The organism is Planktothrix tepida PCC 9214 (genome assembly GCF_900009145.1).
In the GTDB taxonomy this organism is placed as follows: domain Bacteria; phylum Cyanobacteriota; class Cyanobacteriia; order Cyanobacteriales; family Microcoleaceae; genus Planktothrix; species Planktothrix tepida.
Genome location: NZ_LN889815.1, coordinates 208,345 through 228,747 on the forward strand (window position 1 = coordinate 208,345; position 20,403 = coordinate 228,747).

General features: G+C 40.2%; 17 protein-coding genes and 1 pseudogene. 12 read left to right on the plus strand and 6 right to left on the minus strand.

Translation table 11 applies throughout. The features are described 5' to 3' along the window. Positions 1-2 precede the first annotated feature (2 nt). Genes PL9214_RS27630 through PL9214_RS27660 form a run of 7 tightly spaced genes read left to right on the plus strand, consistent with a single transcriptional unit; the run spans position 3 to position 8,070 of the window. Positions 3-605, plus strand: coding sequence for a hypothetical protein (locus PL9214_RS27630; protein WP_072722520.1), 603 nt, complete (start codon positions 3-5; stop codon positions 603-605). A gap of 2 nt (positions 606-607) precedes the next feature. Beyond that, entirely contained in the window at positions 608-2,461 is a 1,854-nt protein-coding gene (locus tag PL9214_RS27635; protein WP_072722521.1) for a type IV secretion system DNA-binding domain-containing protein, read from the plus strand. 9 nt (positions 2,462-2,470) lie between these two features. Then, positions 2,471-2,770 (plus strand): hypothetical protein, encoded by a 300-nt coding sequence (locus tag PL9214_RS27640; protein ID WP_072722522.1) that lies wholly within the window; start codon positions 2,471-2,473, stop codon positions 2,768-2,770. Between the two features lie 12 nt (positions 2,771-2,782). Next, complete coding sequence (locus PL9214_RS27645; RefSeq protein WP_072722523.1) at positions 2,783-4,321, plus strand: hypothetical protein; 1,539 nt, start codon at positions 2,783-2,785, stop codon at positions 4,319-4,321. Between the two features lie 23 nt (positions 4,322-4,344). Next, positions 4,345-6,291: a type I DNA topoisomerase gene (gene topA / locus PL9214_RS27650; RefSeq protein ID WP_072722524.1), complete on the plus strand. Its 1,947-nt coding sequence runs from the start codon at positions 4,345-4,347 to the stop codon at positions 6,289-6,291. Positions 6,292-6,337: 46 nt separating this feature from the next. Beyond that, complete coding sequence (locus tag PL9214_RS27655; RefSeq protein ID WP_072722525.1) at positions 6,338-7,390, plus strand: P-loop NTPase family protein; 1,053 nt, start codon at positions 6,338-6,340, stop codon at positions 7,388-7,390. Further along, positions 7,381-8,070: a DUF6753 family protein gene (locus PL9214_RS27660; RefSeq protein WP_072722526.1), complete on the plus strand. Its 690-nt coding sequence runs from the start codon at positions 7,381-7,383 to the stop codon at positions 8,068-8,070. Before PL9214_RS27655 ends, PL9214_RS27660 begins: the two co-directional genes overlap by 10 nt. A 6-nt stretch (positions 8,071-8,076) precedes the next feature. Here the strand turns inward: PL9214_RS27660 and PL9214_RS27665 are convergent, their stop codons facing one another. The 4 genes and pseudogenes from PL9214_RS27665 to PL9214_RS27680 all read right to left on the minus strand — a co-directional run bounded on the left by PL9214_RS27665 (position 8,077) and on the right by PL9214_RS27680 (position 10,107). Continuing rightward, positions 8,077-8,568 carry a hypothetical protein gene (locus PL9214_RS27665; protein ID WP_245824389.1) on the minus strand — a complete coding sequence of 164 codons (492 nt, stop codon included), beginning with the start codon at positions 8,566-8,568 and terminating at the stop codon, positions 8,077-8,079. Continuing rightward, a pseudogene (locus tag PL9214_RS27670) lies at positions 8,514-9,101 on the minus strand (RNA-guided endonuclease IscB); the annotation flags it as partial. The pseudogene PL9214_RS27670 and the gene PL9214_RS27665, both read right to left, overlap by 55 nt. Positions 9,102-9,127: 26 nt before the next feature. Further along, positions 9,128-9,445, minus strand: a complete 318-nt coding sequence (locus PL9214_RS33315; protein WP_072722528.1) for a hypothetical protein — start codon at positions 9,443-9,445, stop codon at positions 9,128-9,130. A gap of 368 nt (positions 9,446-9,813) precedes the next feature. After that, positions 9,814-10,107 carry a hypothetical protein gene (locus tag PL9214_RS27680; RefSeq protein ID WP_072722529.1) on the minus strand — a complete coding sequence of 98 codons (294 nt, stop codon included), beginning with the start codon at positions 10,105-10,107 and terminating at the stop codon, positions 9,814-9,816. Positions 10,108-10,123: 16 nt separating this feature from the next. On the opposite strand from PL9214_RS27680, the gene PL9214_RS27685 reads away from it, so the two are divergent. Genes PL9214_RS27685 through PL9214_RS27695 form a run of 3 tightly spaced genes read left to right on the plus strand, consistent with a single transcriptional unit; the run spans position 10,124 to position 16,114 of the window. Further along, positions 10,124-14,299 (plus strand): hypothetical protein, encoded by a 4,176-nt coding sequence (locus PL9214_RS27685; protein WP_072722530.1) that lies wholly within the window; start codon positions 10,124-10,126, stop codon positions 14,297-14,299. Between the two features lie 16 nt (positions 14,300-14,315). Then, positions 14,316-15,110, plus strand: a complete 795-nt coding sequence (locus PL9214_RS27690; RefSeq protein ID WP_072722531.1) for a ParA family protein — start codon at positions 14,316-14,318, stop codon at positions 15,108-15,110. 11 nt (positions 15,111-15,121) lie between these two features. Next, positions 15,122-16,114 carry a ParB/RepB/Spo0J family partition protein gene (locus PL9214_RS27695; protein ID WP_072722532.1) on the plus strand — a complete coding sequence of 331 codons (993 nt, stop codon included), beginning with the start codon at positions 15,122-15,124 and terminating at the stop codon, positions 16,112-16,114. 559 nt (positions 16,115-16,673) lie between these two features. On the opposite strand, the gene PL9214_RS27705 is transcribed toward PL9214_RS27695, so the two are convergent. Continuing rightward, positions 16,674-17,030, minus strand: a complete 357-nt coding sequence (locus PL9214_RS27705) for a DUF3768 domain-containing protein (protein WP_072722534.1) — start codon at positions 17,028-17,030, stop codon at positions 16,674-16,676. A 206-nt stretch (positions 17,031-17,236) separates the two neighbouring features. On the opposite strand from PL9214_RS27705, the gene PL9214_RS27710 reads away from it, so the two are divergent. Further along, positions 17,237-18,010: a peroxiredoxin-like family protein gene (locus PL9214_RS27710; RefSeq protein ID WP_072722535.1), complete on the plus strand. Its 774-nt coding sequence runs from the start codon at positions 17,237-17,239 to the stop codon at positions 18,008-18,010. Positions 18,011-18,163: 153 nt separating this feature from the next. Here PL9214_RS27710 and PL9214_RS27715 read toward each other — a convergent pair whose 3' ends face one another. Then, a complete protein-coding gene (locus PL9214_RS27715) occupies positions 18,164-18,916 on the minus strand; it encodes a hypothetical protein (protein ID WP_072722536.1) in 753 nt (250 codons plus the stop codon). Between the two features lie 112 nt (positions 18,917-19,028). Between PL9214_RS27715 and PL9214_RS27720 the strand changes: the two genes are divergently transcribed. Further along, positions 19,029-20,363, plus strand: coding sequence for an IS701 family transposase (locus tag PL9214_RS27720; RefSeq protein ID WP_072718077.1), 1,335 nt, complete (start codon positions 19,029-19,031; stop codon positions 20,361-20,363). Positions 20,364-20,403: the final 40 nt, after the last annotated feature.

A 20,403-nucleotide genomic window follows, 5' to 3' on the forward strand; every position in this document is an offset into this window, starting at 1 on the left:
GAATGGTTTTACCCTCATTAATTTTTAGATGGAATCGAAACAAAACCCGACTTCTTATCGGCGTGAGTTTAGGCTTGATCTGCTTGAGTGTTGGATTGGTGGGATTAATGAATGCTCAAAAGCCTAATTTAGCTACATGGCAATCAGCAACTGTTGCTGCACCGCAGGAATTACTTCGCCTTGTCGTTAGACAGAATTATCCTGTTGCTGAGAATGCAACCACTTTGAAGCAAATCCAAGTTCTTCCCATTTCCACTCAGTCAAAACCACTTTATGTTTTTGATTTTCGCAGTCCTGATTTATGTGGAAGAGGAGGTTGCTTATTTGCTGTATATACTGCCACTGGAAAATCGGTTCTTCGGTTACTGTTGTCCCCCTTATCTTCTTTAAACGTCCCCTTATTTAGCGTTTCTTCTCAAACGTTGTCCGGCTACCCTTGTTTGGTTATCTCCCAACCTATTTCTCAAAATCAAAGTAATCAACTTTTCTCTTCTATTTTGAATAAAGGAGGTAATTCTCAATCCTTAATCTCGCAAAATCTGTATTGCTATTCTAGGGAAGAATTTACTCTTTTTAATCACTGGATTACTGAACATAGGAGTTAAAAATGTCTAATTTATTTCAAAATAACTCAACAGTCTCCCAACCCATCACTGTTCAAGTTCCTACGATTCAAAATACGGGAACACAACTATTATCTTATTTCAAAACGCAATCCGGCTTAACGCTTTTAGCCTGTTTAGTGGGTGTGGCGGTGTTGCAAATTTCAAGTCATGCTTCAAAAAAAGGAAAACTAGCAACATCTTATTGGGGCGGTGGTAAAGAAAAAGCGATCGCTACCCGTCAAGCGAAAAAACAAATTCTCAAACCCACTCGAAACAGTGTTGCTCTTTATATTGGGACTCCTCGTTCTCAATACCAACAATTAAAACAAGAATGGCAGAAAGCAGGAATGCCTGTGGAAACAGAATCTTTTTTACAGAAGTGTTCAGGTTTACTCAAGCCTTCACCGACGTTATGGATACCCGATGTGCAACGGGGCATTGCCGCGATTGGTGCAGCCGGAAGCGGTAAAACATTTTCTGTTATTGACCCTTTGATTCGCTCGGCACTCGACCAAGGTTTTCCCTTATGCTTATACGATTTCAAGTATCCTGCTCAAACTAAAAGATCCGTTGCTTATGCAATCAAACGGGGCTATACAGTACGGGTTTTTGCGCCTGGTTTTCCTGAGTCTGAAGTGTGCAATCCATTAGATTTAATTCGAGATGAAGAAGATGCAATTTCAGCAGGTCAATTGGCACAAGTGATTAGTAAAAACTTTGATAGAAGTGGCGGTACAGGTAGCAGTGATAAGTTCTTTGAAGAAGCTGGGGATAGTTTGGTTGAAGGAATTTTATTAGTGACAAAAGCGATTGAGTCATTAACCGAAACTGATCAATATTGTGATTTAATGATGGCTCAGGCTATTTTAAGTTTGTCTGACCTTCCTACCCGATTACAAATAGCTTCTCAAAGTCAATTAAAAGTTTGGACAACTCGACCTTTATCTCAACTGATGAGTGTTAAAGATTCTGAAAAAACGGTTGCCGGAATTGTGGGAACGGCTCAACGAATGTTTCAACGTTTTCTGAAAAGAGATTTTGTAGGAGCGTTTTGTGGTCGTACCACTCTACCGTTAGATTTGGAGGGTAAACAACTAATTATTTTTGGACTTGACCGCAATAACCGAGACATTGTTAGCCCTTTATTGGCTGCTATTTTACACATGGTTATCACTCGTAATGTTTCACGAACAACTCCTAGAACAGATCCCTTAGTTGTAGCTCTTGATGAATTACCCACACTCTATTTACCTGCTTTAGTCAATTGGTTGAATGAAAATCGTGAAGATGGATTTGTAGGGATTTTAGGATATCAAAATATTGCTCAATTAGAGAAAGCTTACGGGAAAGAATTATCCCGTGCTATCTTAGGAGGAACAGCAACTAAGTTTATTCTTAATCCTCAAGATCCTGAATCTGCCAAGTTATTCGCTGATTTCCTCGGAGAAACCGAGATTAAATTTACCTCTAAAAGTCGCAGTACGGGGAAGACAGGCAGTTCTCGTAGTTTCAATGACCATCATCAAAAACGCTATCTTCTTGAACCTGCACAGTTTGCCAAGATGTCTACAGGACGGGCTGTGATTATTAACCCTGCCTATCAACGGGGTCAGGAGGCTTATATTCCCCTCTATCAAAATATTAAAATTCCGGCATCTGATCAGGAAGAAATGAAATGGTCTGAGTCGAAATGGGATTTAATTCGTTCTCGGTTAATTGCCCATAAATCATCAATGGCAGAGGATGAACGCCGAAGGCAATTTGAGGAAAGAAGAGCTTTAGCTGAACAACTTTTTCCATTACCTCAAGAGAATTCATCCTCCAGTTCTACCGTTAATTTAGCCGAGATATTTTAGGAGATTCGCATGAGTTTTTTAGCCCAACATTCTCTTTGGTTTACAGAACTTGAAAAAGCCAGTCAGTTACCTGCTTTCAAACAGGATTATCTACCTAATGTTATTGAAGTGATCGATCAATTTGGTGTTTTGTTTGGAGTAGCATTTGGTGTGCCTTATGAAGAAGAACGTCCTCGAAATCTGGAAAGTGAATTTATCGCTTGGTACTTAGATGGAGAATTAGCTTTATTTTACACTAAAGACCAAATTTTGGTAGATCGACTGTTTCAAATGGCACTCAATCCTCAAATCTTTATAAAAGCAAGATAAGGAGGCTTAAAAATGACAGGAATTATTGGTACAATTTCCCCAGGGGAAGCTACAGCGTTGCAGAGTTCTTTTCTACGTTTGTTAGAACAATTGATTGAAACAACTGAAAATCAACTTAAAGAAAAACGTGCTGTAGGTCTTTCAATTTTTAAGCAAGAAAAACTAATTTATGGAAATCAAGACCACCAGTTCAAGAATGAAATAACTGGGTTAGAAGGGCAGTTACTTCATCCGAATTTGCTACAACAGCTAGAGCAACTTAAAAATACTCCTTCTGGAGGTATAGTGGAGGGTGCTTCTTCCCTACGAGTTGAATTGGAAGGGCGTGTAATTTTACAATCGGATGCTGATGGAAAAGTGATGATTAATGAGCTTTATGGATCTTCTGCAATCTCATCTAAAAATAGCCCTAATCCCATGAAAGACCAAGTAGAAGAGTTAGCGAAAGGATTTGCAGGCTTGACTGACCCACCCCTCTCAACACCTCCTCTCAACTTCAAGTCGAGAACTCCTGAGCAAATGTCAAGATTAACTCAAGAATTGGCTGAAGGTAGAAATGGGTCAGCTTCTCCAATTTCATTGACTAAAGCAGATGAACAATCTAAAGCTGAAAAATCTTCTAATTTTTCTTCTCAAAAACCAGAGTCGAGTCCGTCAATAGAACGAGGATTTGAGCGTGTTCAACGCAGTTTAGAAGAATTCCCTGATAGTCCCACAAAACGCTTAATTTCTACTTACACACAAGATCTGCAAACGTTGTTAAAATTAGCTGAGTCTCAACAAAACCAAATTCACGATTTACAACATTCTTTACGTTCCCTCAGCCACGAAATTCAACAGCAGCGTTTGGCAAAATCTCACCGTCCCTCCAGGTGGCAACAAGCTAAACTGGCGTTTAACTCAACTTGGAAACAATGGAAGCATTGGCGACAACAGCATCAAGCTGCCGTTAGTCTTTATCGGTTTTATACTCAATCTCCGGTTAAGGAATATCAAGAAATTCAATTTAACCAGTATCGCCTTCAAAAAGAAGGAAAATACTTTACTTTAAGTAACTCTTCAGGTCAAGCCATCATGCAATTCCAGATGAATTCTTTAGGGATTTCAATTCAATCTAGCACGGTTAACATTAACTCCCAAACTGCTAAAGATTTGAAACAGTTCGCTCAACAGCAACGCCGAGGAGAAGAACCGACTGGTGCTTTTTCTCGCTTAGGAACTCAAGAGGCAGTAGCAGAAATTGAATCTTATATTCGAGCTAAAAAAATTGCCTTTCAACTGCTGAAGTATGCCCATTCTCAAGGTCAAGATGTCACCCTAGATGGCCAATTTTCCTATCAATGGGTGGCTCAATTGAATGGTGAGGTACAAATTCGGGCTAAAGATGGTCGAGATTTAATTTTATCTCAATCAGGACATCAAATCTTTTGCAAAATGAGTGAAAAAGATTTTAATTACTTTGAGAAGGCTTTAGAACAGTTACGTTCTCATCCTGCATCATTAGCCACAAAATCTCAGCACTCCAAAAATCAGAATCATTTAGAGTTGTAATTTTTTGAATACAAAGAGGAAAAATGGTTAAACTTTTACTGATAGAATCTCCAGGAAAACTCAAAAAACTAAGTCAAATTTTAGGCTCAGGTTGGATTGTTAAAGCGAGTTTGGGGCATATTCGGGAGTTAGCTAATGATGGAGAAGATGCTCTAGGGTTTGAGCTTGATGGCGAGTGTATTTATTGTCGCTATCAATTGAGAAGTTCCCGCACTCAAGCCATTCTTAAGGAACTTCGGCAAGCTGTTAAACAAGCCACAGAGGTGTATATCGCCACTGATCCGGATCGAGAAGGGGAAACCATTGGCTGGCATTTGCAACAGGAATTGCGCTTAAAACAGCCTTACCGAGTGACTTATACAGAGATTACGCCGGATGCGGTTAGGGCAGCGATCGCCTGTCCTAAAACTCTAGACCTCAACTTAATTGCCGCAGGTCGTGCTAGAGATTGTCTGGATAAGTTAGTGGGTTATAAAGGCAGCAAACATCTGGTTTGGGCTCTAAATAATGGTGCTAAATCAATGGGGCGAGTGCAAAGCTCAACCCTGCATTTGCTGTGTCAGCGAGAGCAAGAAATTCGGGATTTTGTACCTCAAGATTATTGGTCAATTTGGGTTGTTTATTCAGAAGGATTTAAAGCTTTTTATCGTAGTAGTTTGAACCCCACAACGGCAGAAAAGGCAGATACACCAGATGATGCCAAAACCGAACCGGAACCTTATGTAGAATCAGAGCGAGTAACTTCTGCCCAGGAGCAAGAGCGATTAGTGGCGATCGCTAAAACCTATCCCCACAAAAGCGTTCAAGTTGAGCAAAAAACAATTCATCAATCTCCACCCCCTGCTTTCACAACCTCCAGCCTTCAGCAATCTGCCGGAGTCAAGTTGCGATTTTCTCCAGAATTGACGATGAAAGTGGCTCAATCCTTGTATGAAAAGGGTTACATCACCTATATGCGGACTGATTCGGTAGCCTTATCAGAACTATTTTGTGGAACCGTGCGGCAATATTTAGAGCAGCACGATCCTGATAATGTACCTGATCAAGTAGCTCGGCATCGTTCTCAGAAGAACTCCCAAGAAGCTCATGAAGCAATTCGTCCTACCCAGGTTCAGCAATTAGCTGAATCTCTCTCAAACCAACTCAGCGCTGATGAGGTGCGGTTGTATGAATTAATTTGGAATCGAGCAGTCGCGTCTCAATGTCGTCCGGCTCAACTGGCTAAAACTCGCATCGTTACTCAATCGGGTTCTGCATTTTGGGAAGCTCGGGGTCAAGTCTTAGTTTTCCCAGGTTATACCGTTTACTGGAATAATATCAGTTCGGATCATCAACTACCTGCGATTAAATCAGGGCAGAATTTGATTTTACAAGAAGTAGGTGCAGAGCAAAAACAAACTCAACCCCCACCTCGTTATAGCGAACCTAAGCTGGTGCAATGGATGGAGAAAAAGGGGATTGGCCGACCCAGTACCTATTCTCCTACCATTAAAACGTTGAAGGAACGTGAATATGTGCAACTCTTCAAAAGTAAATTACAACCCACTCCATTAGGTTTAGAATTGGATGCTTTTTTAGAGAAAGTTTTACCGGATTTAATTACTGCTGAATTTACGGCAAAGATGGAGCAGGATTTAGATGCAATAGCCACTGGAAAACTGAATTGGGAGCGTTATTTAATCGATTGGAATCGGGAGTATTTTGCTCCTGCTTTAAAACAAGCGATCGCTAAACTTTCCCAATTTCAATCTAGTTCACCTGTTCGTTCTATTCCTAAACTCAAAACTCACGAAGTTACTGAGATTAAGTGTCCTCAGTGTGACAAGTTCATGGTAAAAGTTCCCTCGAAATCGCCAAAAGTAAAAGCTGGGCATTTTTTGAGTTGTGATTCTCATCAAAATGGCTGTGGTGTTGTGATGTTTAAAAATGAAAAAACGGGTTCCTATCAGTTACCCTATTCCCAACGTTAGTCTGCATCTTAATCTTAGACAAATCTTGAAACTTAAGAGGTGTTCTATGACTAGAAAAAGAAGTAGTTACAACAAAAATATTAGCAGTGAACAAGAAGATCACTTTCTTTTAAACGAGGACAATGATAGTACACCAGATGATAACAGTTTCACTGAATCGAATTCTGCTTTGTCTAATTCAGTTAACACAGATAGTTTAAAATTGGAGAATACAGAGATGATTTCTAACCCTTCTTTGACAGAAATAGAGTCTGATATTCCTTCAATCAATCTACATTTTGTCAGTAGTCATCGCAGTAAGGATGGGAAAAGTTTCTTTGTGAAAACGGTAGCTCATTACTGCGAAAGTCAAGGAAAACCGATTATTTTAGTTGATTGTGATCGGACAAATCCTGATGTCTCTAATGTTTATAAACAAGCCGAACGAGTATTTTTTTCAGAAAATCGAGAAACCGAAAATGAACCTGATGCTATTTTAGAATGGGCTATGGAAAGAAATTTACCTGTCCTGATTAATTTACCAGGTTCGGTGCATGAACTCGTGACAGCATGGATAGACCGAACACTTGTACCTATTATTGTAGAAAATGCTTCCTTAAGGGGTGATGCTCGTCCTGAAGTCAATGTCCAAATTTATAACTGGTATTTATGCAATGGAGAACAGCCGAGTTTAAATCTTTTCCTAGAAAGTTTAAACTATTTCGGAGGATGTGTACAACATATTTTAGTCCGAAACTATGGATTAAGCAGTAATTGGAAGTTGCTGGAAGATTGTGAGGATTTAAAAAGATTTAGCTATTCAAATACAACTCAGCCGCAAGAATCATCCTCCTCTAATTGTGATGATGTTCAAATCAAAGATAGACATGGTTTACCCATTAAAAAAGTTCTACAAATTGACTTACCTTCTTTGTCTACTCAAGAGCGAAATCGCTTGAACCGGGAGGAGTTAACGTTTGCTCAGACTCTTGTGAAGCCGTCTTCAAATGGTTTAACGCCAGAAGGTTATAAAGCTTGGCCAATTTGGTCACGGCAACGTATTGTCGATTTTCTCAAAAAAGCATCAGTTGCATTGGATAGTACACAATTATGGGTATAAATCAATCTCAAACAACAGCAGCTTCGGAGCTACAACAAACTCTTTTGGATCGGTTGCTAGCAGATAAGGACGAAGCATTTAAACGCAAAGTATTGGATTATGTTCAACTCACGGAGTTAAGCCCTGATGATCCTGCCATTATTATGGCGATTTTAACGGGGAACTTAGCTTTTCTATTGGAGGATGCTCCAGCTTCCTTTGACCATCTATTTCAACAGTGGGCCGCAGAGATTCAACGAGCTTTGCATTTAGCGGAGAAGCTAGTCGTGGAACGCCAGAAATCAGCAATTGCCGATGCTGCTAAGGAATTAGTTCGTTCTACAGAATCAACCCCTCCCAGGCGTTTGTTTGCGTGTTTGGTTCCGGCTGCTGGCGTATTACTCGGTGCTATTGGCATTGGTGTTTTTCTGGGGTTAACTGTTCCTGCTTTTTTACAAGGTGGCTACACCAGCAAAACGTTAACGCAGCAAGAGGCTGAAGTTTTACGTTGGGCCCAGTCTTCTGAAGGTAAATTTGCTCGTAATTTAATGGAGTGGAATCGAGATTACCTTAGACAAAAAGCTTGTGAACGAGATGCTCAAGAGTTAAATGCTCATTTGAAGTGGGGGTCGCGCACTGCTGTAAGTGGTTACTGTTTTCTTTGGGTGACTCCACCGGAAAAAAGAAAATTCCTTGATTAGCCAAAATTAATTAGGAATTGTTTTAACTTCTAAGGTTAAAATGCCTTCTGCTTTGTTAATTTCCAGTCGTATCCAATCCAGCCATTGAGCACCGATTAACAAATCAGGTAGCGCCTCTCCAACATGAACCGGAACCATAAATTCCTGTCCATCTACTATAATCGAACCTTGATAAATATCAAAGTATCCTATTCCTTGAGCCGTTCTCATTTCTACTTTAGAACAGATTTTGAACCACCCTAAAGCTTCAATATCTTGAAGGTGAACTGCTAAATAGCCCGTTGTAAATCCTGTGTCTAATAACACTTCTACAGGAATCATTTCGCCCTGACTTGTAATTAATTCAACTTCAAAGATTAATTCACTAGAAAAACATGGAAAGGTAGGAAGCCTGGTCTCTTTAGAGCGACGAGGAAAACCGACTAAGCGCGGTTTTAACCGCCCTAATTCTTTTGGAATCCATAAGAATAACCATCTTTTCTGTGAATTGATTGACAATATTTATGACTTATTCCTGCCACCCTACCGTTTTGTGTAGCAATATCAAAACTGCCAGATGCACGACAAAGAACTCGACCTAAATAACAACCTATTTTCTTGCCTTTAGTAACAATAGCTTTAACAATATCGCCCGTCTGAAAACCTTTATGAATCTGTATCCGTGAGCGATGTCGTGTTGGAAATCCGTATTTATCAGTACCACACATTTGACGAGTGCCACGCCCTGTTGCCTGGATTAATAAAGGTTTATTTGTTAAAACCTTTAAAGTCTCAACTTTCCCAACACAAGCTGCATCTAACCAATGGGTTTTAGGTAGATTTAATCGAGTTCGATTGAATTTGGTTAACCCTCCACTTCCGGTTGTGACAGGTAAACCTATTTTTTTCAACCGATTAAACAATGACCACCGAGTTGAATTAACTGCTGTAGCATCTTTTAACGGTTGTTTAGCTTGTCTAAAAATCCGATGCAGTAAGTCAGGCTTACCCGATAAGAAATCTTGAATATCTTGATTCCCTTTCTTTTGATTACCATCTTCCCCAAATTTTCCCTGAATCATATCTGCCCACAGATTCCTGTTTCATTAATCCTAAAAGTCATCAATTTCTCTTTGGGACAGTAAATTTTAACACGGTGCATAAGATTTTTAAAATTGGGGTCGAGCAGATAGTATCCTCCCTCAGATGCGATCGCGATGAACCAGTTATAGTGAGTCGAAATCAATCGAGAACGGAGTTTTTCAAAAACGGGATAACAGGATTGGTGAAGTTCTTCACCTTCTTGTCTCCAGTTGTTAATCTCTTCTGGGGTTAAAGGTGTGGTATCAAAAATCCGACCCCGCCGAACTTGACGTTTAATGACTAACTGAGTCATGAGAGTTAAAAGCTATATGTGCCAACAAGTGTATTATATCTCCACTCCGCACCCCGCACATCGCACTCTGAACTCCGCACTTCTTTTTGCATCTATCTTTCTATATAAAATTGATAAATAACACCCAATTTATATAGAAAGTAATAAAAGCTATGTTACTGCTGGAAGATGATAACTGAAAGATTTAATGACAGTTTAAAGGGAAGAATATTTTATTAATTTACCAGTCATGGATCAGCAACTTCTATTCAGCTTCAACATGAGCATAAGAGTATCTTTGATATGTCGATTCTGCCAAGGGGATGACTAAGCCATTATTCAACTATTCCTACCAAAAATTAAGCGACCTTTGCAGGTCGCCACCACGCTTAGAAATCATCGGGAGCATTGGGATCAAAACCCGCATACTCTAACCAGTCTGGTTCAGTTTCACACTCTTCTTCTTGTGCATTCCATCCCCCACTGAGGTAGTCATAATAGTCATCTGGATCAAGATCTAAAGGAAGTTCATCTAAAGGGGTTCCATTTCGTAAAGCTTCTGCTTGTCTAACAATTTGATTAGAGGAATAGCCTTGCATCACTAAACTCTCTATGTAATCTTCAGAAAGTTTTTGATCTAATGCTAACTCTCTTTCAAAAGGTTTTGAAAAATCAGATCTCATAAGTTAGGTTCCTACAATGACACTAAAATTTCGACACTTTGATACTAGATTAAACGAATGGATTAAAAATCCATCTGACCCAAGTGGGATTTTAACCGAAGAACTGGATAATACTTTACTTGAAGCCTTTTTTCCTAATGCAGAAAATGATTTTTCCTTCGGTCATCTTGATGAAAATAGTGCGGCTCAGGATTTATATAATCATCCTGAAGGTGATATTTTATTATTGTCAAGTGGAGGTCGGTTAGTTTATGGGCCTCAAGAATATTTAAGCCAAATTGAAGCTTTATGTCCCGATCACAAAGACCGAGGAGCCTATGGAAGTATTTTTATTGGTGCTTGCCAAAATGCTATTCTGCGCCCACTCAACATTCTAATTATAAATGATGAAACCGGCGAAAACGGCAATATTCTTCCTAATGATGTGGCATGGCGTTTAGTTGGAGACTGTCATGGCAAGATTTCTCCCCAATTAGCAAGAGAACTGAGTGGGTCTGTGTCCCACGTTCTTCAGCATCGGCTGGGATGTTTAGGGGGAGAACTTGATGGTCGCTTTGGCAAAGGGACGCTCGCGCCTAAACATCTTGATAATTTGCCACGTTCTAGCCAGGACAAGACTTGTATTGATCTAGTTTTACCCACCTCATCCTTTAAAGGGGGCGACAAAAAAAATAACCCGATTCAACCAGGACTATACACGAATCAGAGGGTTTGGCTTGGTGAAAAAGACCGTTCCCAACAGGGAACTGTTGCAATTTCTCAAACGCTTGATTGTGCGCCTTTTGGCATTAAAGATTTTTTACGTCAAATTGAACAGGAGGCACTCGAATTAGCGGAGATTCAAAAAGATCCTCGGCAAGTTGCGCTGCACTACTGTAATGCTTATGAGCAATTTCAAAAAAATCGCCAGCAAAGCCTTGATGATATTACTGAAGAATCAGAGGGTTCTGAGTTGGAATTTGAAGAATCTCAAGATCCACTGATGTATCGATTGATTAAAGCTGACTTGGAAGGTCACTGTCAACTGCTTTCTTCTCAAAAAGTTGTTGATGAGTTAGAACGATTTATGCAAAATCAATGGCGAGATTTGGCTGTGGGGAAAAGTTTAAAATTTAATCGAGCCATGATTATTCCAAGCAAAGATTTAATCAATGGTGAAATTTGTGATTTGCGGTTCCCTGAAGGAGAGGAACTGTTAAATTTTCGTTCGCCTTATTTAAACTCTAATGGGATGTGTATTTCCCAAAATAAATATGTTGCTGATGCCTTTGACCCGGAGGGTAAACCTTTTATTGGGGTTGTGGTTGTCAATGATGAAACCAGAGAACGCATTGCTCAACGGATTGAAGCTTTACGAAATGCGGGAATTACAACGGATGAAGTTGTACCTACTGAAACCGAATCCGAACGACAAGGACGAGACTTTGATGGGGATACGATTGGTACAGAAACCGCTAAACGTTATCCCCATTTTACCGAAGAAGTAGGGCGACGTAATCTTCCTGAGAATGCTTATGATCCGATTAAAAAAGAAGCCAAAGCCTCTTTTCCTGCGGATAAGTCCTTTGAAGAAATTGCGATTTTTATGGCTGATGGGATTTCTGTAGGTGTGATTAATAATCATGCCACTGCTCTTGAAGCATTAGAATCTGAAATTGATTTATTTCGAGAGTATGGTACAGGGTCTCAGAAGCAAAATTATGTACAAACAGTAGGTCAGCATTACCTTCAGCTAATAGCTCAAGAAAATCATCACGAGTCTCCTGTCCCCATTAAGGAGCAGTATCGAGATTTTATTATTCAGTTCAAAACGGAGAAAGGCCCAATTCTCCGAATCCAAACTCAGAAAGGAACAGAAATTGAGGTTAGCAACTTAACCCAATATAAGCATCCTACTTTATTTGGTGCGAATGGTGAACTTAAAAAATTAGATCCGTCATTGTCTCAGTTGAATATTAAGATTATTGAAAATCAAAAAGGACTGCATCAAAAAACACATCGTTGGAAAGTTTTAGCCCAAGAGTCGAGTCAGGTTGCTTCAGATGAGAGTTCACAATTTTTACCTTTGGGAACTCTCAGTGAGCATTCTCGCCAAATTCTTACATCCTTGTTGAATGAAGAATCGTTAGCCAGAATTAAGTCAGGTGAAGGTTTAATTACTAAAAATGTTTCTGTTGAGGTGGCATCGCCTTTATCTCAAAGACAAGTCAAGTTGATGTTTCGCAAAGCTTATGACTTTCTGGGTGAGTTTAACCAAACTATCCCTCAAGAGCAAAAACGAGCGATGGCAGCCGCGTGTTGGCACTTGGGTACTAATCGGGGAGGGGAAGATCAAGGGGGTGACAGTGGTGAAAAGGGTAATCGCCCTGAGTATAAAATTTCTAACTTCTCGTTTGCAGCTTTCCCTGAGCAAGTGATTGAACAGCTTCAACAGTTACAATTCACCAATCTGACAGTAACAGGAATTCATGTAGCCGAATCCAATCAACATTATGGAAGAGTATGGGATTCTACTCAAAAGTTGCCGATAGAAATCCTTGTCCGTCAAGATTTACCTTCAGATCATCCCCGATACAATCGTCCGTTGGTTGTTGTTGAGGGTCAAGAATTTGCTCCCCTGGAATCTCGCAGTGCTCATTTACCGATTGGAACTCAAGCACTGGCTTCGATTGAAGCTAATCCCAGTCATACTCTTTCTGTTCAACTCAATGATCCGAGAATTAATCAACCGATTCAAATTGGTAAAGTTCAACAGCATAGCTTTGCTAACCAAACCTTTAGGGATGAGTCGGCGGCATTAACACTTTCGTTTATTAAACCGGAACCCACTCCGGTTATTAAACTGGGTCATCAAATTTTGGGGGAATTGGATCAAGCCTCTATTCATATTCTTGAGGCGGCAGGACGGTTAGTAGACGGTAAAACCCTTGAAGTTAGTCTTCAGGGTCAAGGGAAAGGTTATGGTTCTTACTTAATTGCGACAACGGCTTTGGGTAATTCTTTTCGGATTAATAAGCTTTCTAAATCTTTTTGGGAACACTCATTTAATGATCAATTCGTTGCTGTAACGGTGGGTTTTAAAGAGCGATCGCCTGAACCTGTTTTAATGAAGGGAGGGAAAGTTCTGGGTGTATTGACTCAAAAAGAAAGTAAACAGGTTCTCTCAAAAGCTGGGTTATTGGTTGAGGGTCAACAATTCCCAAATGCTGTGGTTAATAGTCATGTTACTACAGCAACTGTTACCGTTGACCCTGATACGGTTGTCTATCCTCAATCTTGGACAAAGTTAGCTCCTGAAGCTGATCAATGTAACAGTGATTCTCCCTTATTACAGGATTCTCGAAGATTTCGCACCAAGCTCACCCAATTACCGCCTCTTTTATTTCTCAAGGAAGACTATGAATGGACAACAGCGAATGGGCAAGTGGAAGAACAACCTGCTTTGGGGTTATCTGTAGATGCTCGGCTGATCCCTGCAACGAAAGAATGGCTTTCTGCACAAGGAGTACAATGGGAAGAAGCGTTTGATCCCGATTGGGTTGAGTTAGAACGGCAGCGAGGTTATGAAGTTGTATTTATGAAACCTGATTTAGTACCTCTCTCTGTCTTAGAACCCCTTCTTGAGCGATGTGGTGAATTGCTTCAAGCTTCTGGACAACCCAACACTTACCTTGAACGAATTGAATCTTTGCCTAAGTTACCTTCATTTGTTGTATCTAAGCTTGGAGGATCGATGGTGAAAGAAGTTCATAACTCAGTTCCGCCTACAACTTCTGTTGTTCCTTTACCGCCTTCCTACAAGGCTGAACTTGAATTTCTGCAAGCTCAACGCACTGAAGCGATCGCAGAAATTGTTCATAATTTTCTATATTTAGAAGGAAAACCTACTCCCACAGGAGCGATCGCCATTGGCAAGTCTAACACAGCCGTTTGGGATACGGCTCGTTCAGAACTACTTCTCTACAGTCGAGGAGAAACTGATTCCTCTGTTCCCAAAATGCGGGCTAAATATGAAGGGGGTTGTTATACACCTCTGCCAATTGCTGATACCCTGGAAAAATTGCAACATTATGGTCTTCAACCCCAAGAAGTTGAACATTTTCTAACCCAAGTGCAGCCTTTAGTGAAAGCTAGATTGCAACAACTTCAGGAGGTTCACCATTCTAAGCAACAGTCAGGTGTTCAAAGATGAGGTTCACAAATAAAAGATGAGTGTAGTTATTTCTTTATTCAATCAATCGGGTGGTGTAGCCAAAACAACGTTAACGATGAACTTAGGCTATCATCTCGCTCAAAAAGATTATCGAGTTTTGTTGGTTGATTTAGATCCTCAAGGTAGCTTAACTGCATTTATGGGATTAGAACCGGCGGATCTAGATCAAACGGTTTATGAAGCCATTATGGCAGGTGAGTCTCTTCCCTTACACCATGCTTTGCATCGTATGGATTTGCTGCCATCTAATATTAATTTAAGTGGGGCTGAACTGGAGTTAGTGGTAGCCGATATGCGAGATACTCGGTTAAAAGTAGCCCTTGAGCCTGTGCAAGCAGACTATGATTTTATTTTAATTGATTGTCCGCCCAGCTTAGGAATTCTCAGTTACATTGCTTTAGTGGCATCCACTCATGTTTTAATTCCGATTCAAACCGAATATAAAGCTCTCAAAGGGACTGAACTACTTCTCGGTACTATTGGGCGCGTTCGCAAACGAGCTAACCCCCATTTAAAAATTGCGGGTTTTGTCCCTACCCTTTATGATAGTCGCACTGGACAAGCTGCTTCGAGTTTACACTCGATTAGTGATTCATTGGCTTCTGTAGGGAGAATTTATTCTCCGGTTCCTAGGTCGGTTGCTTTTGCCGATGCCTCTCAACAGCATTTACCCCTGGCGTGCTTGAACAGCAAACATCCATCTCTTAAAGTATTTGATGAGATTGTTTTTGGCTTAGAATCCTTGTTAGACTCACCAATCTCGACTCCATCTCGCTCTCGGAAAAAATAACCTTGGAGATTATGAATAAACGTCCAACTGAACCTTATAAAATTCGAGGAGTTGAGGCTCTATTTGGCTCGGAGTCGGAACCATCGGCTTCTGACTCACAAACGCTTGCCTTAGAGCAAATTGTCTTGCCTAGTTATCATCAGCCCCGTCGTCATTTTGATCCAATTTCTTTGGAACAACTGGCTACTTCGATTCAACAGCATGGAATTTGGGAACCTTTGCTAGTTCGCCAGCAGCCATCGAATCCTTCTCGTTATGAATTAGTAGCGGGGGAGCGCCGTTATCGTGCGGCTCAACAGATTCAGTTGAGTGAAGTTCCGGTCAGAATTTTAACCCTTACGGATGAAGAAGCATTGTTGGTTTCTTTAGAAGAAAATCTTTATCGGGAAGACCTTAATCCCTTTGAGGAAACATTGGGCATCTTGGATTGGCTTGCTGTTCGAGTAGGAGTGTCAGTCGAAGAGGTAAAGTCTACGCTGTATCAGATGAATAATGTAGCTAAAGGGGCAGTTAACCAAAACGTTTTGGTTAGTGAATTGAGTGACGCGATTCAAACGGGATTTGAAGAATTGAATTTGATCAGTTGGCAGTCCTTTGTCAGTAGTCGCTTGCCCTTATTGAAACTTCCCTCTGAGATTCTTGAGGCTTTACAAAATGGAGAACTCGCTTATACAAAAGCTACTGCGATTGCTCGGATTAAAGATGAAAAACTACGGGGGGAAATACTCCAATCAGCGATTGAGCAAAAACTAAGTTTAAACCAAATTAAAGAAAAAATTGCTCAACTGACGAAGCCAACTCAATTTAGCATTGCTAATTCTCCTAAAGGGCGTTTACAAGATGTAGTTCGGAAGGTATCTCGTTCGGAAGTTTGGAAAGACCCCAAGAAATGGAAAAAAGTAGAAGCTTTACTGGTGAAGTTAGAAGCCCTAGTTGAATCTGAATCAATGAGCGGTTCAGAAGGAAGCCAACCCGAAGAAACCCAAGGAGATACAGAAGCCTAAGCCAAAAATCGAGCGAATCATGTGACTTGAAGAAGAAATTGGCCAGGGTGGCCAACTTTACGTTCCAAAACTAGCTAACCAACTTTACGTTCCCAAAAAATCTAGTAAATGATATGAAGGCAAACTAAAGGAAAACCTGGCTAGGAGAAATATTTAAGTAATGAAACAGATCATAGAAAAAATCTAAGCAAGAGCCAAAACTGTAGAAAGAAGTGCATTTTTCCGGTGAGTGAAACAAATCCTGATGCAACCCAAATGAATCATCAACAACTTTTGCTCAAATTCTTCTTCTGTAAGCATTGATTTGCAGTTTGATTTTCTTTCTAATTTTACTCTATTTATATCCCCACTTTCTGGTTCCCTTTTTGGGATTATGGTCATTTTCTTCTTCCGAACTAGCGCTCACTCTGTTTCTGCTTTAACGATGGAATAAGTCTTTTGGCTTTTAACCTGGCCAATTTCTTCTTCTAAACCTGGCTAGAATCTTCTTCAAGTCACAGATCTGGTAAAGATTGATAAAACCAAGCAGGGAGCTTGACTAAGGCCTAGGCACCAGGAATTAATACTCGTTGCTCTCCATTAAAGTTCCAACTCTCCAAGTGGTATTAACATCTTCAGGAGTGTTGGCGCCAATTTCTTCTCCGTTAAGCCAAGCAGATTTCTCAAAATAATCAATTTTGAAAAAGTAGCGCTCGCCATCTAATTCTAAAGTCACAAAATCTCGTTCCCCGTAAGGGTCATTATCCGGTGAAAACGAGTTAAACTCTTTCAGCAATTGGAGAAGCTGTTGTTGCTGTTGGGGAGGTAGAAGCCCAACACTACGAGAGAAATGAATAGCCCCGACTTGTGAATTCTGAGCGCGCAATTGATCATTAAGACGAGCAATCTGTTCAGATTTGGTTAAGGTTTCACTCATTGTTTTTTCCTGACTTTTCACCCTCAATCGGCGCGTTAGCGCGTTAGTTTGAGCCTAGTAACAGATTCCTGAATGCCAAGAATTAGAGAAATCGATAAATTACGGTAAAATTCAACAGTTAGGAGAATTCACGAGGCGGGTTTGAACTTTTTAGAACCGTATTCGTTTTCTGTTCTCCTCATTCGGTGATTAAATCGGTAGGCGAGATGGATATCTATACCCTCTTAAGTCAAACTCAACGGCAACGGGTCAGTGATGGAGCCGTAACCTCTCTATTAAGCGGTTGTGAATCCTCACCCAGACAACTCGTGCTAATCTGGCCCCAATTGGGAGATTTCGATAGCTTAGAATATGCTTGGTGGTTAAAAAGAGAAGCAGAACTACTGCAAGCAAAAGGAATCGCAATTCGAGCCATAGGAATTGGCAACCGCACTTCAGGACAGCGATTCTGTGACTATACAGGATTTCCCCCAGATTCTTTATTTGTTGACCCCACCGCCGAACTGCACCGAACCCTAAATCTTTATCCAGGTTTATCCCTCAAATTCCCCGGTCTATCACCCGGTATTAACGCTTGGCTCAACTTAATGCTCATGTGTGCTGGAATGGGTAGCCCTGGGACTCTAGCGGAAGTGTTCCGGGGATATCGGGGTGATAAAAAAGCCCCTCAATTAATTGGGGATGAAGAAATTGTTCAAGCTCCTCCTTTACCCCCATTGAAAGGTTCATTCTTCAACTTAGCAGGAGGGCAAGGCTTTCAGCGCCCCTTTGAGTTAGCCACGTTGCGACTGCGAAATATGGCAGAAGTGTTGAGAAACTGGAAAAGTTACGTTCCCGATTCAGCTTATCTAACCCAACGGGGAGCCACTTTCCTTTTTAATAATCAAGGGGAATTACTCTATGAACATCGAGATCCCGGCATCCTAGGTTTCGCTGCTAATCCAAGTAATCCGTTATCTTTTCTCACAGATAGGGAATAGGCAATAGGGAATGGGCAATAGGCAATAGACAATGGGCAATGGGTAATGGGTAATGGGTAATAGGCACTCTTGCAATAGGGTCAATAGTTTTGGCTGTTTCATAGACGTTTAAAATTATTACAACCTAAGTGCAAATTGCTATAGCTGTATTCTTCAATCCCTCGGTCTTGAAGGTAAATTAGGAATAAAACTCTTGCCATCAATTAACCCTAATCCATTGGCTTCCAATCGCTGCCAACTGTCATATAAATCCGTCAAATTACTGGCAACCCGTCCCGATAAAAAATCCCGATCTGCCATGGAAGGAGTTTGATTCTTCAAACAAATCCTCACCGCATAATTATAAATTGCCCAATCCTTACGAGTCAACTCACTCAACCCTTGGGATAACTTTCCATCTCTGACAGAAGGCAAACTTTCAGTCGATTTTCCCCAAACTTGTTGCTCAAACTGTTGAAGAAACGCCTCAATTTCATTCTCAGCACACCGAAATAGAGAAACACAAACTCCTTTCGGAATCATATTCGGTAAGGTTTCACGAGTATGAAATTCAAAAATCTCCAACAAATCCGCATCATGTAAAATAAAAATTCCAGAAGCATTGGGTATTAAACCCGAATCCAGATGTTCTAATTGGGGAAGAATCTCTTGAATTTCAATAGAATCTAAAAATTGATAAACCGTATAATCGGACGAATCTGGATACAGCGTGTGCTTCAACCAATTGATCAAATTAGCAGGAGATTTAAAATTAGCTTGAGGAGAACTAACTCTATTTTCAGCTTGAGAATTTGAAGATAAGGGTTTAGAATTGTCAGGCTTTAGAGAAGGAGAAACTGCACCTCTCAATTGAGACGGTAACAACTCCTGAATTGAGCGCACATACAAACTTTGCAAACGCAACATTGTTCCCCCATCCGAAAAAATCAAATCCCCCTTACCTAACCCTCTTCTGTCAGTCTCCGAGGAGTAAAATTAGAAAATAAACCAGATGGGTAGCTAGAAGGGGGATAGGGTAATGGATGTAGAATTACAGATGATCAAACATTTAGCCCGAGATGCACAACCAACAGTTTCAGTGATTGATGAATATTGTCAAGGTTATAAAGACCTATTCCCAGAAGTGAGAAGTTACGAATGTTTTAAATACTTACATCTAGGAATTATCTCACCAATTCCGAGAAAATCTTTACCGGAAATTGCTAAAATAGTAGGAATTAGGTCGCCACAATCACTGCATCATTTCTTAGCCAATTCGCCTTGGTCAGCAAGGGAATTAAAGGAAAGAAGATTAGCCCGAACTCTAAAAGCATTGAAAGGAGAGAAGATTATAGTAATAATTGATGAGACAGGAGATAGGAGAAAGGGAAAAAAAACCGACTATATAGCTAGACAATACTTGGGAAGTGTGGGCAAAACAGATCGGGGAATAGTATCAGTTAATGCTTACGGTGTTTATAAAAATATAACCTTTCCTTTAGTGTTTAGAGTATTTAAACCCAAAGGAACATTAAAAGAAGGAGATGTCTACAAAACTAAGATTGAAATCGCATCAGAAATTCTAACAGAATTGGTTGATTGGGGATTTCAGATTGAATTGGTATTAGCAGATAGCCTTTATGGTGAAAGTAGTTCGTTTATCAGTACATTAGATCAATTTCAAATTCCTTGGGTACTAGCAATAAGAAGTAATCATGGAGTCTGGATGTCAAGCGAGCAGAAAGTTAGAGCCAACAAATGGTGTAAATTTGAGAGGATTTTTAGCAATCAAGAATCAGAAACCAGATATATTAGAGAAATCATATTTGGGAAAAGAAGTACAAGAACCTATTGGGAAATTACCACAGATCCAGAAACGATGCCAGAAACATCAACTTCGTTTGTCATGACAAATTTAACAGAGAAGAGAAGCCAGATGAAAAAGACATTAGGTAATTTATACGGGTTAAGAACATGGGTGGAATATGGATTTCGACAATGTAAACAAGAACTGGGTTGGACTGATTATCGGTTGACGGATTTTCCAGATATAGAAAAATGGTGGGAAATCATTTTCTGTGTGTATTTAATGATTAGTTTCAACTCCGAAGTTTTCCGGTCTTTAAGTCAAGGCAGTCCCCGAGAATCTGAGAGCAAAAAAAACACCACCGATTGCTCAACTCATCAACAATGGAATCACAAAGAGGGATGGAAAAATGTTTTAAATAATCTGCGTTTAATAATTCAGCCTACTATTATATTGTGGTTGATTGTCCCGTGGCTAGATATTTTTCCCGACCGCCATTTATTAGTGGGTTTTCATAAATTAATTGAGAATATTAATCAATTTCAATCTTATTTTCCCAATGGATAACTCTACTTTTTATTACTTGTTGATTTCGGAGAGTGACAGA

Bases quoted from the DNA above. Each gene is read 5' to 3' on its own strand.
- PL9214_RS27630 (WP_072722520.1), top strand. From the start codon at position 3: ATGGTTTTACCCTCATTAATTTTTAGATGGAATCGAAACAAAACCCGA.
- PL9214_RS27635 (WP_072722521.1), top strand. From the start codon at position 608: ATGTCTAATTTATTTCAAAATAACTCAACAGTCTCCCAACCCATCACT.
- PL9214_RS27640 (WP_072722522.1), top strand. From the start codon at position 2,471: ATGAGTTTTTTAGCCCAACATTCTCTTTGGTTTACAGAACTTGAAAAA.
- PL9214_RS27645 (WP_072722523.1), top strand. From the start codon at position 2,783: ATGACAGGAATTATTGGTACAATTTCCCCAGGGGAAGCTACAGCGTTG.
- topA (WP_072722524.1), top strand. From the start codon at position 4,345: ATGGTTAAACTTTTACTGATAGAATCTCCAGGAAAACTCAAAAAACTA.
- PL9214_RS27655 (WP_072722525.1), top strand. From the start codon at position 6,338: ATGACTAGAAAAAGAAGTAGTTACAACAAAAATATTAGCAGTGAACAA.
- PL9214_RS27660 (WP_072722526.1), top strand. From the start codon at position 7,381: ATGGGTATAAATCAATCTCAAACAACAGCAGCTTCGGAGCTACAACAA.
- PL9214_RS33315 (WP_072722528.1), bottom strand. From the start codon at position 9,445: ATGACTCAGTTAGTCATTAAACGTCAAGTTCGGCGGGGTCGGATTTTT.
- PL9214_RS27680 (WP_072722529.1), bottom strand. From the start codon at position 10,107: ATGAGATCTGATTTTTCAAAACCTTTTGAAAGAGAGTTAGCATTAGAT.
- PL9214_RS27685 (WP_072722530.1), top strand. From the start codon at position 10,124: ATGACACTAAAATTTCGACACTTTGATACTAGATTAAACGAATGGATT.
- PL9214_RS27690 (WP_072722531.1), top strand. From the start codon at position 14,316: ATGAGTGTAGTTATTTCTTTATTCAATCAATCGGGTGGTGTAGCCAAA.
- PL9214_RS27695 (WP_072722532.1), top strand. From the start codon at position 15,122: ATGAATAAACGTCCAACTGAACCTTATAAAATTCGAGGAGTTGAGGCT.
- PL9214_RS27705 (WP_072722534.1), bottom strand. From the start codon at position 17,030: ATGAGTGAAACCTTAACCAAATCTGAACAGATTGCTCGTCTTAATGAT.
- PL9214_RS27710 (WP_072722535.1), top strand. From the start codon at position 17,237: ATGGATATCTATACCCTCTTAAGTCAAACTCAACGGCAACGGGTCAGT.
- PL9214_RS27715 (WP_072722536.1), bottom strand. From the start codon at position 18,916: ATGTTGCGTTTGCAAAGTTTGTATGTGCGCTCAATTCAGGAGTTGTTA.
- PL9214_RS27720 (WP_072718077.1), top strand. From the start codon at position 19,029: ATGGATGTAGAATTACAGATGATCAAACATTTAGCCCGAGATGCACAA.